This window comes from Leifsonia sp. (assembly GCF_051955155.1).
Classification (GTDB): domain Bacteria; phylum Actinomycetota; class Actinomycetes; order Actinomycetales; family Microbacteriaceae; genus Leifsonia.
The window spans coordinates 63619-79371 of the sequence record NZ_JBQCGZ010000100.1; the positions used below are offsets into that span (position 1 = coordinate 63619).

A 15753-nucleotide genomic window follows, 5' to 3' on the forward strand; every position below is an offset into this window, starting at 1 on the left:
GCCAATGGCGAGGCCGCACGCCGTGACCGGCGCCGGTACCACGTGGATCCTCGGCGGAGGACTGCTGCTCGCGTCCGTCGTCGTCGGCGTCAGCACGGGGCCGCTGATCGCGTTGCTGGACGCCGGCATCGTGGCCGCGCCCCCCTTCGTCGCCGCCGCGCTGATCGTGTTCGCGTTCGGAGTGCGCGGCGCGGGGAGCATCACTGCCCGACGCCCGGTCGGCACCGCCGCCATCACCGTGCTCGCGCTGGTGCTCGTGGCCGAGCCCTTCCTCGCCCGGGCCATGACGGCGGACGGTGCGACCGCCGTCGGCTACGGGTCGGCGCTGGCCCTGACCGAGGGGGCTCTCGCCGCGATCGGCGTGACCGAGATCGTCCGCGCGCGCGTCCTGCCGCTGCCCTGGCTGTGGGCTCCGGCGTGGGCGCTGGGTGCCTGTGCGGCGGCGTGGATCCTGCACCAGGTCGCCGGCGCGGACGCCCGCATGAGCGTTCCCCCGGTCGCTCTCTCGCTCGTCACCGTTCAGGGTGTTCTGGCCACCGGCGTTCCCGTCTTCCTGGGCGCCATCGCCATCGCGCTCGGCGCCCGCGGGTCCGGCGGCGCAGCGGGAGTCGAGGGGACCGGGCCGGCCGGCTCCGCCCCGCCGCACCGGACGCGCTGACCGGTTCCCGAGAAGCCGCGCGGAATGGGCCGAAGGCGTCGATAGACTCGACACGTGGATGCAGTCGGCGCGGTCAGCTCGCGCGTGTGGACGATCCCGAACGCGCTCAGCTTCTTCCGGCTCGCACTGGTGCCGGTGTTCCTCGGGTTCGTGATCGTGGGGGAGGATGCGCTCGCGCTCCTCGTCCTCGTCGTGTCCAGCATCACCGACTTCCTGGACGGCTGGCTGGCCCGCCGCCTGAACCAGGTGTCCCGGCTCGGCCAGCTGCTCGACCCCGCCGCCGACCGGCTCTACATCTTCGCCGCCCTGATCGGGCTCGCCTGGCGCGAGGTCATCCCGTGGTGGCTGGTCGCCGTCATCGTCGCGCGGGATGTCATGCTCGCGGTGCTCGGCGTCATCCTCGCGAACCACGGCTTCGGCCCGCTGCCGGTGCACCACCTCGGCAAGGTGGCGACGTTCTGCCTGTTCTGGGCGCTCCCGCTGCTCATGCTCGGCGAGGCGTTCGACGCCCTCGCGCCCTACTCGCTGCCGCTCGGCTGGGCGTTCGCGCTGTGGGGAGCGTTCCTCTACTGGTGGGCGGGGATCGTCTACATCCGCGAGACGGCCCGGGTGATACGACTTCCGGCCGATGACACGGGCCGCCGATCGGATACGCTGGACCATGAGGAGGTTGACGGTGCCTGACGAGACATTCAACAACGGTCCGGCCGACGCCGGGGACGACGCGCGGAATCGCGACGCCGCGAACAACCCCCTGCGTGATGCCGCGGCGGGGAATGAGGACACGACGGCGCGCTTCGGCGAGGAGTTCGTGTCGAAGATGTTCCCGGTGGACGGCGAGATCTCGCCGGAGGAGCAGGAGGCGATCGCGGCGTTGCCGTCCGGTTCCGCCCTCCTGATCGTGCGGCGCGGCCCGAACACCGGTGCGCGGTTCCTGCTCGACGCGGACGTGACGAGCGCGGGACGCCACCCGAACGCCGACATCTTCCTGGACGACGTGACCGTGTCCCGCCGGCACGCGGAGTTCACCCGGCGCGGCACCGCGTTCGAGGTCCGCGACCTCGGCTCGCTCAACGGTACGTACTACGACGGCGTGCGCATCGAGAGCGCGCTGCTGTCCGACTCGGCCGAGGTGCAGATCGGCAAGTTCCGCCTCACCTTCTACGCGTCCCGCCAAGACCTCGCCGCCGCGGCGAACGGTTAGCGTGCCCAGGCAAGCGGCGCGGGCGCAGACGGCCGCGCCCGCCCTGCTCTCGATCGGCCAGGTGCTCGCGCGCCTGACGCCCGAGTTCCCCGACCTGTCGTCGTCGAAGCTGCGCTTCCTCGAGGAGCGCGGCCTCGTCTCCCCGGCCCGCACCGCGTCCGGCTACCGCAAGTTCTCGCCGGCCGACGTCGAGCGGCTGCGCACGATCCTCGGGATGCAGCGGGACCACTACCTTCCGCTCAAGGTCATCAAGACCTACCTCGCCGACCTGGACGCCGGCAAGAACCCGCAGCTGCCGGGCGCCGCTCCCGCCGGCTCCATGCTCCCGGCCGGACGCCGGTTCTCCCGCGACGAGCTGCTGCGGGAGGCGGGCGCGAGCCAGGAGCTGCTGCAGGAGGCGATCAGCGCCTCGCTCATCGCCCCGGCGGACCGCTTCGGCGAAGAGGCGCTGACCGTGCTCCGCGCGCTCGCCGAGCTCGCCGGCAACGGGATCGAGCCACGGCACCTGCGCGGTTTCCGCGCCGCCGCCGAGCGCGAGATCGGGCTGATCGAGACCGCCCTGGTCCCGATCGCGCGCCGCAACGACGTGACGGCGAAGGCGCAGACCGCCGAGCTGGCGCGCGAGATCGCCGCGCACCTCGACGTCGTCCGCGGCAGCATCATCCGCTCGTCGCTCGCGCGCATCCGCCCGTGACCGGTCGGCGGTCTCGACACGCCGATGCCGAATGGCCCGATGTCGTTGCCCGACGCGCGGGCGATGGGTACCGTGGGTGAAGCGCCACCTTCGAGGCGCGTCAACGCGCGAACCGGGCGAGAGGCAGAGACCATGAGCGAACTGAGTCGTGACAGCGACGCTGCCCGGTACGACCTCGGGCTGCTGTTCACGGACGGCCTCCCCGAGATGGACGACGCGAACGGCTACCGCGGTGCCGTCGCGGCCCGCGCCGCCGGCATCTCCTACCGCCAGCTCGACTACTGGGCGCGCACCGGGCTGGTCGAGCCGACCGTCCGCGGCGCCGCGGGAAGCGGCTCGCAGCGCCTCTACGGCTTCCGCGACATCCTCGTCCTCAAGCTGGTGAAGCGCCTGCTCGACACCGGCATCTCGCTCCAGCAGATCCGCACCGCCGTCAACCAGCTCCGCGAGGCCGGTGTCAACGACCTGGCGCAGACCACGCTGATGAGCGACGGCGCGAGCGTCTACCTCTGCACCTCCAATGACGAGGTGATCGACCTCGTCAGCCGCGGCCAGGGCGTCTTCGGCATCGCCGTCGGCAAGGTCCTCCGCGAGGTCGAGTCCTCGCTGGTCGAGCTGGACACCCAGGCCGACTCGCTCGACGAGCTCGCCGCCCGTCGCGCCGCCAAGTCCAAGGCCTCCTGAGCCTGTTCGCGATCGAGTGGTGACATGACGTCGCCACTCACGCCGAATAGGCGCAACGACTCACCGCTCGAGGCGTAGTAAGCGCGGGTCAGGAGCCGGCGGTGGCGTACTCGCCGATGCGCGCGGTGCGCAGCACCCGCTCCAGGAGCAGGTCGAAGTTGTGCGCCATCTCCTGCGCGCTCTCGCCCGGCCAGACGTGCAGCGGCTTCGCCGCGCCCTGCGCCTGCTGCAGCGAGGTGCGCTCGGGCAGCTGCGGGGAGAGCACGAGCGGGCCGAACATGTCACGCAACTCCTTGATCCGGAACTGGTGCTCGAGCGACTGCACGCGGGCGCGGTTCACGATGATGCCCAGCGGCTGGAGGCGCGGCGAGAGCCCGCGGCGGATCTCCTCGATCGCGCGCAGCGCGCGGTCGGCGGCGGCCACCGAGAACAGGCCAGGCTCGGTGACGACGGCGACGCGGTCGCTCGCGGCCCACGCGGTGCGGGTCAGCGCGTTCAGCGACGGCGCGCAGTCGATGAGGACGAGCTCGTAGTCGTGCTCGACGTTCGCGAGCGCCTCCTCGAGCTTCCAGATGTCCCGGATGCTCGGGTGCGGCCCGTCGAAGTTGATGGCGGACGGGCTGCCGATCATCACGTCGATCTTGCCGCTGCGGCCCTTCGTCCAGCCGGAGGGCGCGATCGCGGCGCGCACGATCTTCTCCTTGGGGGAGGCGAGCACGTCCGCGACGTTCAGATGCCCGGCGACCTGGATGTCCATGCCGGTCGAGACGTCCGACTGCGGGTCGAGGTCGACGACCAGCGTCCGCAGCCCTTTCGCGAACGCCGCCGAGGCAAGCCCAAGCGTCACCGTGGTCTTTCCGACACCGCCCTTGAGGGAACTAACGCTGAGTACGTGCACGAGAGCCACGTTACCTTTACTAGTCTTGGAGAACCTAACCGTTTGCTGTGTGGTGTCGACCCCTGCTCGAAAGGTCCGCATGTTCCGTAAGATCCTCGTTGCCAACCGCGGTGAAATCGCGATCCGTGCCTTCCGGGCCGCCTATGAGCTGGGAGCGCAGACCGTCGCGGTCTTCCCGTACGAAGACCGCAACTCGATGCACCGCCTGAAGGCCGACGAGGCGTACCAGATCGGCGAGCCCGGCCACCCGGTCCGCGCCTACCTGGATGTCCAGGAGATCATCCGCGTCGCCAAGGAGTCCGGTGCAGACGCGATCTACCCCGGATACGGCTTCCTCTCCGAGAACCCGGAGCTCGCCGACGCGGCCCGCGCCGCAGGCATCGCCTTCATCGGCCCGCGCGCCGAGGTGCTCGAGATGGCGGGCAACAAGGTCACGGCCAAGGAGCACGCGATCGCCGCCGGCGTCCCGGTGCTGAAGTCGACGCCGCCGTCGCGCGACATCGACGAGCTGCTCGCCGGCGCCGATGAGATCGGCTTCCCGATCTTCGCCAAGGCGGTCGCCGGAGGCGGCGGCCGCGGAATGCGCCGCGTGAACAGCAAGGAGGAGCTGCGCCCCGCGCTCGAGGAGGCGATGCGCGAGGCCGACAGCGCGTTCGGCGACCCGACGATGTTCCTGGAGCAGGCCGTTCTGCGCCCCCGGCACATCGAGGTCCAGATCCTCGCCGACGGCAGCGGCGAGACGATGCACCTGTTCGAGCGCGACTGCTCCGTGCAGCGCCGCCACCAGAAGGTGGTTGAGATCGCGCCGGCGCCGAACCTCTCCGAGGACATCCGGCAGGCGCTCTACCGCGACGCCGTCGCCTTCGCCAAGTCGATCAACTACGAGAACGCCGGAACCGTCGAGTTCCTGCTCGACACCGCGGGCGAGCGCGCCGGCCAGCACGTGTTCATCGAGATGAACCCGCGCATCCAGGTGGAGCACACGGTCACCGAGGAGATCACCGACGTCGACCTCGTGCAGTCCCAGATCCGCATCGCGGCGGGGGAGACCCTCGCCGACCTCGGCCTCAGCCAGGACACCGTGCACATGCGCGGCGCCGCCCTGCAGTGCCGCATCACGACCGAGGACCCGACGGCGGGCTTCCGTCCCGACACCGGCAAGATCACCACGTACCGCTCGCCGGGCGGCGCCGGCATCCGCCTCGACGGCGGAACCATCAACCCGGGCGCCCAGATCAGCCCGCACTTCGATTCGATGCTGGCCAAGCTGATCTGCCGCGGCCGCGACTTCCCCGCCGCCGTGCTCCGCGCCCGCCGCGCGCTCGCGGAGTTCCGCGTGCGCGGCGTCGCCACGAACATCCCGTTCCTGCAGGCCGTGATGGAGGACGCCGACTTCATCGCCGGCAACGTCTCCACCTCGTTCATCGAGGAGCGGCCGGAGCTGTTCAAGGGCCGCGCGTCCAAGGACCGCGGCACCAAGGTGCTCAACTGGCTCGCCGACGTCACCGTCAACCAGCCGAACGGCGCCCGTCCGGAGACCGCAGACCCGATCGAGAAGCTGCCGCGCATCGATCTGAGCGTCCCCGCTCCGTCCGGCTCGCGCCAGCGCCTGCTGGAGCTCGGCCCAGAGGGCTTCGCGAAGGCGCTCCGCGAGCAGAAGGCGCTCGCGGTCACCGAGACCACGTTCCGCGACGCCCACCAGTCGCTGCTGGCGACCCGCGTGCGCACCAGGGACCTGCTCGCCGTCGCGCCGTACGTCGCGCGGATGACGCCGGAGCTGCTCTCGGTGGAGGCGTGGGGAGGCGCGACCTACGACGTCGCGCTCCGCTTCCTCGGCGAGGACCCGTGGCAGCGCCTGGCCGCGCTCCGCGAGGAACTGCCGAACATCAACATCCAGATGCTGCTGCGCGGCCGCAACACTGTCGGCTACACGCCGTACCCGACGCAGGTCACCGACGCGTTCGTGCGCGAGGCCGCCGCGACCGGTGTCGACATCTTCCGCATCTTCGACGCCCTGAACGACGTCTCCCAGATGCGCCCGGCGATCGAGTCGGTGCTCGCCACCGGAACGGCCGTCGCGGAGGTCGCCGTCTGCTACACCGGCGACCTGCTCGACCCGAACGAGGACCTCTACACCCTCGACTACTACCTGGGTCTCGCCGAGCAGATCGTCGCCTCCGGCGCGCACATCCTCGCCATCAAGGACATGGCGGGCCTGCTGCGTCCCGCCGCCGCCGAGAAGCTGGTGGCCGCGTTCCGCGAGCGGTTCGACCTCCCGGTGCACGTGCACACCCACGACACCCCGGGCGGCCAGCTGGCGACCCTGCTCGCCGCCTCGCGCGCCGGTGCGGACGCGGTGGACGTCGCGAGCGCCCCGATGGCCGGCACCACCAGCCAGCCGAGCGCCTCTGCCCTCGTCGCCGCGCTCGCGCACACCGAGCGCGACACCGGCATCTCGCTGTCCGCCGTCGAGGACCTCGAGCCGTACTGGGAGGCCGTCCGCCACGTCTACGCGCCGTTCGAGTCCGGCCTGCCCGGCCCGACCGGTCGCGTCTACAAGCACGAGATCCCGGGCGGCCAGCTGTCCAACCTGCGCCAGCAGGCGAAGGCGCTCGGCCTCGCCGAGGACTTCGAGCTCGTCGAGGACATGTACACGGCGGCCAACCGCATCCTCGGCCGCATCCCGAAGGTGACGCCGTCGTCCAAGGTCGTCGGCGACCTGGCCCTGCACCTCGCCGCGGTGCACGCCGACCCGGACGACTTCGCCGAGAACCCGCAGAACTACGACATCCCCGACTCGGTGGTCGGCTTCATGGCCGGCGAGCTGGGCGAGCTGCCCGGCGGCTGGCCGGAGCCGTTCCGCACCAAGGTGCTGGAGGGCAAGACCGTCAAGGTCGGCGTCGAGGACCTGTCCGCCGCCGACGCCGAGGCCCTGGAGGGCTCGAGCGCGGAGCGCAGGGCGACGCTCAACCGGCTGCTGTTTCCGGCACCGACCCGCATCTTCGAGCAGATGCGCGAGCTCTTCGGCGACCTGTCCGTCGTCGACTCGCTCGACTACCTCTACGGCCTGAAGCCCGGCTCGGAGCACGTCATCGAGTTCAGCAAGGGCGTCCGGCTGTACATCGGCCTCGAGGCGATCGGCGAGGCGGACGAGAAGGGCATGCGCACCGTCATGACCACGCTCAACGGCCAGCTGCGCCCGGTCTTCGTCCGCGACCGCAGCATCGTCGTGGAGACGAAGGCGGCCGAGAAGGCGGACACCGCCAAGCCCGGCCAGATCGCCGCGCCGTTCTCGGGCGTCGTCACCCTGCAGGTCAGCCCCGGCGACGTCGTCGCCGCCGGCCAGGCCGTCGCCTCGATCGAGGCGATGAAGATGGAGGCGGCGATCACCGCGCCCATCGCCGGCACGGTGGAGCGCCTGGCCATCCCGAAGACCCAGCAGGTGGATGCCGGCGACCTGCTCGTCGTCATCACGCCCGCGTAGGGCCGTACAATGTCGCCGTCGCCGATCCGCGGCGGCAGAAGGAGACCGAACCCGTGGCAGACAAGCCCGAGGAGCCGCCACGCGGCGACCTCACGCCTCGCGACGATGAGCTCACGCTCACGCCGGCCGAGACGCTGAGCATCGCCGTGAACCTGCCGCCGGCGCGGCCGAAGGAGGTCCCGGAGGACGAGGCGGCGGTGGCGATCGACGAGGTCCCCGTCGACCCCGGATTCGTGCAGTCCGTCACCGAGCCGACCACGACCTCCGTCGCGATCATGGCGTCGCGGCTGGCCACCGGCCCGACCCCGACGCACGACGAGCACGAGAACCGGGCGGACGTCCCGCCGCTGCCCGGCGGCCCGTCCCGCCGGGACCGGTTGCGCGGCGAGCACTCGCCGCAGCCCGAGCCCGCGGCGATGCTGACCGCGGACCGGCTGCTGGAGGTCAACCGCAAGACGCGGCCGGGGCCGGAGGGGGCGTGGCAGCGCTTCGTCTACAACGTCACGTTCCGCACCGTGAACCTCGGCGACTCCGCCAAGGTGCGCGCGCGCAAGGAGCTCGACCACCGCATCCAGAAGCAGTTCGCGGGCGGCACCCGGTTCGTCCCGGTGCTCACCCGCAAGGGCGGCGTCGGCAAGACCACCGTGACCACGCTGCTCGGGATGGCGCTGGCGGACGCCCGCGAGGACCGGATCGTCGCCATCGACGCGAACCCGGACCGCGGAACGCTCTCCGAGCGCGTCCCGAAGCAGACCAGAGCGACCGTGCGCGACGTCGTGCACAAGGCGGCGAGCATCACCGGCTTCACCGACTTCTCCGCGCTGGTGTCGCGCGACGAGACCCGGCTCGACATCCTCGCCTCCGACACCGACCCGCTGCTGTCCGAGGCGTTCGACGAGAACGACTACAACGTCGTCGCGGACCTCACCGCGCGGTTCTACTCGATCGTGCTGACCGACTGCGGCACCGGCATCGTGCACTCGGTGATGCGCGCGACGCTGCAGCGCGCCGACTCGCTTGTGATCGTCTCCGGCGGCAGCGTCGACGAGGCCCGGCTGGCGTCCGAGACGCTGACCTGGCTGGAGGCGAACGGCTACGGCGACCTGGTCCGCAATGCGATCGTCGCGCTCAACACGGCGACGCAGGGCACCAACCTGGTCAAGCTCGAGGAGATCGAGTCGCACTTCCGGTCGCGCGTGCGCGAGATCGTCCGGATCCCGTACGACCCGCAGCTGGCCGCGGGCTCCGTCGTGTCCTGGAAGGACCTCAAGCCGCTGACCAAGCTCTCCGCCCGCACGCTCGCGGCGCTCGTCGTCGAGGGCCTTCCGGCCGAGCGCGACTGAGCCGGCCGACCCACCGCACCATCGCACCACCGCAAGGAGACCCCTGTGACCGAACGCCAGATCCGCCTGTTCGGCGACCCCGTGCTGAAGACCCCGTCCGAGCCGATCGGCGAGATCGACGAGGGCGTGCGCGGCCTGGTCGAGGACCTGGTCGACAGCGTGCTGCCGCCCGGGCGCGCGGGCGTCGCGGCCCCGCAGATCGGCGTCAACCTGCGCGCATTCAGCTACAACGTGGACGGCGACGTCGGCTACATCATCAACCCGGAGCTGGTCGAGGTGTCGGGGGAGCCGGAGCTGGTGGACGAGGGCTGCCTGTCGGTGCCCGGTCTCTGGTTCAAGACGGCGCGCTATCCGTTCGCGCGCGTGCGGGGGCTGAACCTGGACGGCGAGACGATCGAGCTGTCCGGCACCGGCGTGATGGCGCAGGCGCTGCAGCACGAGACCGACCACCTGGACGGGAAGCTGTACCTGGACCGGCTGGACAAGGACAGCCGGCGTGAGGCGATGAAGCAGGTCCGCGAGAGCGACTGGTTCTGACGCATAGACTCGTCCCCATGGACATCGCAGTCACCGGAGGATCGGGAAAGCTCGGACGGACGGTCGTGCGCGAACTGCGCGCGGCCGGGCACACCGTCGTCAATCTGGACGCGACGGGGGACCGCGGCCGCGGCTTCGTCCGCGTCGACCTGACCGACTACGGCCAGACCATCGACGCGATCCTGGGCGTGAACGACCTGCACGACGGCTTCGACGCGATCGTGCACCTGGCGGCGATCCCGGCGCCGGCGATCCTGAGCGACGTCGCCACGTTCCACAACAACATCCGGGTCACCTACAACGTGTTCCAGGCCGCGCGCCGGGCCGGGATCCGCAACATCGTCTACGCGTCGAGCGAGACCGTCCTCGGGCTGCCGTTCGACGTGCCGCCGCCGTACATCCCGGTCGACGAGGAGTACCCGGCGCGTCCGGAGTCGACGTACTCGCTGGTCAAGCACCTCGAGGAGCAGATGGCGATCGAGCTGGTGCGCTGGGACCCGGCGCTCAAGATCGTGGCGCTGCGGTTCTCGAACGTGATGGAGCCGGCCGACTACGCGGAGTTCCCGTCGTTCGACGCGGACGCCAGGGCGCGCAAGTGGAACCTGTGGGGCTACATCGACGCCCGCGACGGCGCCCAGGCCATCCAGAAGGCCCTGGAGTGGGACACGACCGGCTTCGACCGCTTCATCATCGCCGCTGCCGACACCGTGATGACCCGCCCGAACGCCGAGCTGGTCGCCGAGGTCTTCCCCGGCGTGCCGGTGAAGGGCGACCTCGGCGTCAACGACACCCTCCTCTCGATCGACAAGGCCCGCCGCCTCCTCGGCTACGCCCCCACCCACTCCTGGCGCGACGAGGTCTGACCCCGCCCCATCGGCCTCCCCACCTCTCCGATTCGTCACGAATGCGGCTCATTCGTCACGAATGCGGCCCATTCGTGACGAATCGGCGCGGTGGTGTATGCACCGGGGGCTGTGGAGTGTGGTGGTCGTCCACAGATTCGGTCGCTCGGTTCCGGAGTCCGGCGTGCGCCGAGATCATGGAGGATGCGAGACGATCGAACACTCATGGCGCCCGCCACGGCACTCACGACAGCCCGCTCCGATCCGCTCCGACCCTTTCACGGAGTGCGCCTAGCGGTCGCGCCCGTCAGCGTCGGCGCGCTGTGCAGGGCCTACCTCCCACTGATGCAGGAGCAGGCCTTCTTCAGCCACCAGACCGCAGCCGAGCTGCTCGGCGTTCCTCTTCCGGCCGACGTCGCCGACGGGACCCTGCACGTGTCGGTGCCGTTTCCGCGCACGCCGCCACGCGGGCGGGGCGTGATCGGGCACAGTCTCGGTGTGCTCACCGGAGGAACGGTCGAGGGGCTGCCGGTGTGCTCACCCGAACTGGTGTGGTGCCAGCTGTCGACTGTGCTCGGTGCGCTGGATCTCGTCGCGGCCGGCGACCACCTGATCGGGGCGCGCTCGCGGCGACCGCGGCTGGACCTCCGGCGACTCGCGGAAGCCGTCGATCGGTGCGGCGGCACGACGGGCGCACGCGCACGCGCCTGGGCGCTGCCGCGCATCCGCTTCGGTGCCGACTCCCGGCCGGAGACGCTCCTCCGCCTGCTGCTGGAGGATCTGGGGTTCCGCGACCTCGAGGTGAATAGTCCCGTGCTCGTGGATCGCGGCCGACGGACGCTTCACCCGGATATCAGCATTCTCCGGTCGCGACTGGCTTTCGAATACGAGGGTGACGGCCATCGGGCGAGGCGGCAGTGGGCCATCGACATCCGACGCCGGGAGGCCTTCGAGGCCGAAGGCTGGACGATCGTCCGTGTCAAAGCCGACGATCTCTTCCACGATCGAGACGCTCTGATCGCCCGCCTCGCGGGATTCGTCACGAATCCCGGCCGTTCGGCACGAACGGGCGCGATTCGTGACGAGTCGCGAGCTCAGTAGGCGAGCGAGATGCCCTGCGTCTTGGGGTTGCCGCTGTAGATGCCGTCGATGACGTCGGCGAAGTCCGACAGGATGACGTTGCGCTTGATGCTGAGTTTGGGCGTCAGGTGGCCGCTCGACTCGGTGAGCTCCGTCGCGAGGATCACGAACTTGCGGATGCTCTCTGCCCGCGAGACGCCCTGGTTGGCGGCGTCGATCGCGCGCTGGATCTCCTCGTTCACGGCCGGGTTGACGCTGGCCTCGGCAAGGGTCATGTCCTTGTCCTCGCCGTTGTTGGCGAGCCAGGTCGGCAGCATCTCGGTGTCGAGCGTGATGAGCGCGGAGATGAACGGCTTCTGGTCGCCGACGACGACCACCTGGCCGACCAGCGGGTTGGCCCGGATCGGGTCCTCCAGCGCGGCGGGCGACACGTTCTTGCCGCCGGCGGTGACGATGATCTCCTTCTTGCGCCCGGTGATCGTCAGGAAGCCGTCGGAGTCGAACGCGCCGAGGTCGCCGGTGCGGAACCAGCCGTCGTCGAACGCGGCGGCGGTCGCCTCCGGGTTCTTCCAGTACTCCTTGAAGACGTTGATGCCCTTGACCTCGATTTCGCCGTCGTCCGCGAGACGCAGGGAGACGCCGGGGAGCGCGGGGCCGACGGTGCCGATCTTGAATTTGTCCGGCAGGTTCACGGTCGCCGGCGCGGTGGTCTCGGTCAGGCCGTAGCCCTCCAGCACCTTGATGCCGAGGCTGTGGAAGAAGTGCCCGAGGTGCGAGCCGAGCGGCGCGGAGCCGGACACGGCGTACTTCACCCGGCCGCCCATCGCCGAGCGCAGCTTGGCGAACACGAGCTTGTCGTAGAGCGCGAACTTGAGCTTCAGCCCGAACGGAACGGACCCGGCCTCGACGGCCTTCGAGTGCTCGACGGCGACCTCGGCCGCCGCGCGGAAGATCTTGCCCTTGCCGCCGGCCTCCGCCTTCTGCTCCGCCGAGTTGTAGACCTTCTCGAACACGCGCGGGACGGCGAGCAGGAACGTCGGCTTGAAGCTGGCGAGCGCGGGCAGCAGCTGCTTGGTGTCGGCCTGGTGCCCGACCTTGACGCCGGCGGTCACGCACAGCACGGCGATGAAGCGCGCGAAGACGTGCGCCGTCGTGATGAAGAGCAGCGTGGATGCGCCGCCCGGCTGCATCACGACCTCCTTGAGCGCCTCCGCCGAGTTGCGGGAGAGCTCGACGAAGTTGGCGTGCGTCAGCACGCAACCCTTGGGCCGGCCGGTCGAGCCGGAGGTGTAGATCAGCGTTCCGATGTCCTCGCCGCGGGCGATCGTGCGGCGCCGCTCGATCTCCTCGTCGGCGACCTCGCCGCCGGACGCGGCCAGCTTGTCCAGGTCGCCCAGGTGCAGCTGCCAGACGTTCTGGATCAGCGGAAGGTCGGGGTGCACCTCGTCGAAGCGCGAGAACATCTCCGCGGTCTCAAGGATCACCGCGGTGGCGCCGGAGTCCGACATGTTCCACTGGATCTGAGCGGGGGAGGAGGTCTCGTAGATCGGGACGAGGACCGCGCCGGCGAACCAGACGGCGAAGTCGATCAGCGACCACTCGTAGCGGGTCTTGCACATCAGCCCGATCTTGTCGCCCGGCTGGATGCCGGCGGCGACCAGTCCCTTCGCGAGCGCGATCACCTGGCGGTGGAACTCGGCGGCCGTCAGGTCCTTCCAGCCGTCGCCGTCCGGGAGGCTGAACAGCGCGGCGTCCGGGGTGGCCGCGACACGCTGCACGAGCAGGTCTGTCGCGTTGGCCTCGGGGTCGGCGGGGACGAGTGCGGGCGTTTCGAACTGATTCACGGTAGCTCCCTCGATACCGGGCGGCGGACGTCCCCGGGCCGAATGGCTTCGGCCGGGGTGGATAACTACACTCTAGATGGTGCGGCAGGGAGACTCCCGTGTCGGGTCCCTCGCACCGGATCACCCGCTCCTCGAAGCCCAACCCAGGAAGGCTCTGCCTGTGCACGCGATCGGAATCGACATCGGCGGGACGAAGATCGCGGGGGCCGTCGTCGACGAGCTCGGCGCGATCGTCCGCGAGGACCGCGTCCCGACGGACGCGAGCCGGCCGGAGGAGATCGAGAACGCGGTCGTCGAGATGATCACGCGGCTCTCGGACGGCCCGGAGCAGATCGCGGGAGCCGGTGTCGCCGCAGCGGGCTTCATCGACGCCGCGCAGTCGACCGTCTACTACGCCCCCAACATCAACTGGCGGCACGAGCCCTTCCGCGAGAAGCTCGAGAAGCGCATCGACCTCCCGGTTCTGATCGAGAATGACGCGAACGCCGCCGGCTGGGCCGAGTTCCGCTACGGCGCGGGTCGCCTGGTCAGCGACATGGTCATCCTGACCATCGGCACCGGCGTCGGCGGCGCGATCGTCAGTAACGACCGGCTGTTCCGCGGCGGTTTCGGCGCCGGGGCGGAGATCGGGCACATGCGGGTCGTCCCCGGCGGCCTGCCCTGCGGCTGCGGCGCGCACGGCTGCATCGAGCAGTACGGCTCTGGCAGAGCGCTGCAGCGGATGGCCAACGAGCTGGCGGACGCCGGCGGGATCGGCCAGGCGCTCGCCGACGTGCGTCAGCGCACGGGCGGCCTGAGCGGTGCGGACATCTCCGAGCTGATCATGGCGGGCGACCCCGGCGCGCTCGCCGCCCTGCGCCAGCTCGGCGACTGGCTCGGCCAGGCGTGTGCGAGCCTCGGCGCCGTCCTCGACCCGCAGCTGTTCGTCTTCGGCGGCGGTGTCGCGCAGGCGGGGGAGCTGCTGCTGGAGCCGATCCGGCTCGCGTACCTGGAGAACCTGCCGGCGCGCGGATTCCACCCGGAGCCCGAGTTCAAGATCGCCGAGCTCGTCAACGACGCGGGCGTGGTCGGCGCCGCCGATCTGGCCCGGCTGCACGCCTCCTCCCTCTGAGCGCCGGGGCGGGACTAGGCTTTACGCGATGTTCTACTGGCTGATGAAGTACGTGATCGCGGGACCGCTGCTGCGCGGCATCTTCCGCCCGTGGGTCGTCGGACTGGAGAACGTGCCGAAGGACGGCGCCGTCATCCTCGCCAGCAACCACCTGTCGTTCATCGACTCGATCTTCCTGCCGATCGTGGTCGACCGGCACGTGTCGTTCCTCGCCAAGAGCGATTACTTCACCGCGCGCGGGCTCAAGGGCTGGGCGACGAAGGCGTTCATGAACGCGACGGGCCAGCTGCCCATCGACCGCTCGGGCGGCAAGGCGTCGGAGGCGTCGCTGAACACCGGTCTCGGCGTGCTGGCGCGCGGCGAGATCCTCGGCATCTACCCCGAGGGCACGCGCAGCCCCGACGGCAAGCTGTACCGCGGCCGCACCGGTGTGGCCAGGATGATCCTGGAGGCGGGGGTCCCCGTCGTCCCCGTCGTCATGGTGGACACCGCCAAGATCATGCCGATCGGCAAGCGCCTGCCGAAGATCGGCCGCATCGGCATCGTCATCGGCGAGCCGCTCGACTTCACCCGGTTCGACGGCATGGAGGGCGACCGCTTCATCCTGCGCTCGGTGACCGACGAGATCATGTACCGGCTGCACGCGTTGGGCGATCAGGAATACATGGATGTGTACGCCAGCACCGTGAAGGAGAAGCGGGCCTCGCTCTCGCGGTAGGCTGGGGAATCCCATTCACCTCTACCGAGCGGAAGAACAGTGCTGCAGACCACAGAGCCCGTCGTGAAACCTGACGAGTCCGTGATCGAGGGCCTGGACTATTGGCGCACGCTGCCGATCAAGCAGCAGCCGGAGTGGCCGGACCGCGAGGCCGCCGCCGCCGCGTCGGCGGAGATCGCGACGCTTCCCCCGCGGGTGTTCGCCGGCGAGGTGGACCAGCTGAAGAACCGCCTGGCGCGCGCTGCGCAGGGCGAGGCGTTCCTGCTGCAGGGCGGCGACTGCGCCGAGACCTTCGCGGGCGCGACCGCCGACCAGATCCGGAACCGGGTCAAGACGATCCTGCAGATGGCCGTCGTGCTCACGTACGGCGCGTCCGTCCCCGTCATCAAGATGGGGCGCATGGCCGGCCAGTTCGCCAAGCCGCGCTCCAGCGACACCGAGACGCGGGGCGACGTGACGCTGCCGGCGTACCGCGGCGACATCGTCAACGGCTACGACTTCACCCCCGAGTCGCGCCAGGCCGACCCGCGCCGGCTGGTGCATGGCTACCACACGGCGGCGTCGACGCTGAACCTGATCCGCGCGTTCACCCAGGGTGGCTTCGCCGACCTGCGCGAGGTGCACAGCTGGAACAAGGGCTTCGCCGCGAACCCGGC

15 protein-coding genes are annotated in these 15753 nt (G+C 70.4%); 13 read left to right on the plus strand and 2 right to left on the minus strand.

Annotated elements, in window-relative coordinates; all coding sequences use genetic code 11:
• Nucleotides 1–22 precede the first annotated feature (22 nt).
• From ACTHMF_RS11260 to ACTHMF_RS11280, 5 genes are all read left to right on the plus strand, one after another.
• A complete protein-coding gene (locus ACTHMF_RS11260; RefSeq protein ID WP_440317612.1) occupies nt 23–658 on the plus strand; it encodes a hypothetical protein in 636 nt (211 codons plus the stop codon).
• Between the two features lie 54 nt (nt 659–712).
• Nucleotides 713–1342 carry a CDP-alcohol phosphatidyltransferase family protein gene (locus tag ACTHMF_RS11265; RefSeq protein ID WP_314146374.1) on the plus strand — a complete coding sequence of 210 codons (630 nt, stop codon included), beginning with the start codon at nt 713–715 and terminating at the stop codon, nt 1340–1342.
• Between the two features lie 70 nt (nt 1343–1412).
• Nucleotides 1413–1862, plus strand: coding sequence for an FHA domain-containing protein (locus tag ACTHMF_RS11270; protein ID WP_399552869.1), 450 nt, complete (start codon nt 1413–1415; stop codon nt 1860–1862).
• 1 nt (nt 1863) lies between these two features.
• A complete protein-coding gene (ftsR, locus tag ACTHMF_RS11275) occupies nt 1864–2556 on the plus strand; it encodes a transcriptional regulator FtsR (protein WP_314146376.1) in 693 nt (230 codons plus the stop codon).
• A gap of 132 nt (nt 2557–2688) precedes the next feature.
• The gene (locus ACTHMF_RS11280) at nt 2689–3240 is read left to right on the plus strand and encodes a MerR family transcriptional regulator (protein WP_314146377.1); all 552 of its coding nucleotides are present in this window, start codon (nt 2689–2691) and stop codon (nt 3238–3240) included.
• An 88-nt stretch (nt 3241–3328) separates the two neighbouring features.
• On the opposite strand, the gene ACTHMF_RS11285 is transcribed toward ACTHMF_RS11280, so the two are convergent.
• A complete protein-coding gene (locus tag ACTHMF_RS11285) occupies nt 3329–4147 on the minus strand; it encodes a ParA family protein (RefSeq protein ID WP_314146379.1) in 819 nt (272 codons plus the stop codon).
• Nucleotides 4148–4217: 70 nt separating this feature from the next.
• Between ACTHMF_RS11285 and ACTHMF_RS11290 the strand changes: the two genes are divergently transcribed.
• From ACTHMF_RS11290 to ACTHMF_RS11310, 5 genes are all read left to right on the plus strand, one after another.
• A complete protein-coding gene (locus ACTHMF_RS11290; RefSeq protein ID WP_440317615.1) occupies nt 4218–7622 on the plus strand; it encodes a pyruvate carboxylase in 3405 nt (1134 codons plus the stop codon).
• Nucleotides 7623–7675: 53 nt separating this feature from the next.
• Nucleotides 7676–8965, plus strand: coding sequence for a nucleotide-binding protein (locus tag ACTHMF_RS11295; protein ID WP_440317617.1), 1290 nt, complete (start codon nt 7676–7678; stop codon nt 8963–8965).
• A 45-nt stretch (nt 8966–9010) separates the two neighbouring features.
• Complete coding sequence (gene def, locus ACTHMF_RS11300; protein ID WP_314146383.1) at nt 9011–9502, plus strand: peptide deformylase; 492 nt, start codon at nt 9011–9013, stop codon at nt 9500–9502.
• 17 nt (nt 9503–9519) lie between these two features.
• Nucleotides 9520–10365 carry an NAD-dependent epimerase/dehydratase family protein gene (locus tag ACTHMF_RS11305; RefSeq protein ID WP_314146384.1) on the plus strand — a complete coding sequence of 282 codons (846 nt, stop codon included), beginning with the start codon at nt 9520–9522 and terminating at the stop codon, nt 10363–10365.
• Nucleotides 10366–10689: 324 nt separating this feature from the next.
• Entirely contained in the window at nt 10690–11445 is a 756-nt protein-coding gene (locus ACTHMF_RS11310) for a hypothetical protein (RefSeq protein ID WP_440317619.1), read from the plus strand.
• On the opposite strand, the gene ACTHMF_RS11315 is transcribed toward ACTHMF_RS11310, so the two are convergent.
• A complete protein-coding gene (locus tag ACTHMF_RS11315; RefSeq protein ID WP_440317621.1) occupies nt 11439–13268 on the minus strand; it encodes an AMP-dependent synthetase/ligase in 1830 nt (609 codons plus the stop codon). The genes ACTHMF_RS11310 and ACTHMF_RS11315 overlap by 7 nt on opposite strands.
• Nucleotides 13269–13428: 160 nt before the next feature.
• Here ACTHMF_RS11315 and ACTHMF_RS11320 point away from each other — a divergent pair, with 160 nt between their 5' ends.
• From ACTHMF_RS11320 to ACTHMF_RS11330, 3 genes are all read left to right on the plus strand, one after another.
• Nucleotides 13429–14379, plus strand: a complete 951-nt coding sequence (locus ACTHMF_RS11320) for an ROK family glucokinase (RefSeq protein ID WP_314146387.1) — start codon at nt 13429–13431, stop codon at nt 14377–14379.
• A gap of 28 nt (nt 14380–14407) precedes the next feature.
• Complete coding sequence (locus ACTHMF_RS11325; protein ID WP_314146388.1) at nt 14408–15097, plus strand: lysophospholipid acyltransferase family protein; 690 nt, start codon at nt 14408–14410, stop codon at nt 15095–15097.
• Nucleotides 15098–15178: 81 nt separating this feature from the next.
• On the plus strand, nt 15179–15753 hold a 575-nt coding region (locus ACTHMF_RS11330; protein ID WP_440317627.1), incomplete at its 3' end, for a 3-deoxy-7-phosphoheptulonate synthase.

Coding starts and splice junctions, on each gene's coding strand:
- ACTHMF_RS11325 (WP_314146388.1), top strand. CDS start 14,408: ATGTTCTACTGGCTGATGAAGTACGTGATCGCGGGACCGCTGCTGCGC.
- ACTHMF_RS11305 (WP_314146384.1), top strand. CDS start 9,520: ATGGACATCGCAGTCACCGGAGGATCGGGAAAGCTCGGACGGACGGTC.
- ACTHMF_RS11280 (WP_314146377.1), top strand. CDS start 2,689: ATGAGCGAACTGAGTCGTGACAGCGACGCTGCCCGGTACGACCTCGGG.
- ACTHMF_RS11290 (WP_440317615.1), top strand. CDS start 4,218: ATGTTCCGTAAGATCCTCGTTGCCAACCGCGGTGAAATCGCGATCCGT.
- ACTHMF_RS11310 (WP_440317619.1), top strand. CDS start 10,690: ATGCAGGAGCAGGCCTTCTTCAGCCACCAGACCGCAGCCGAGCTGCTC.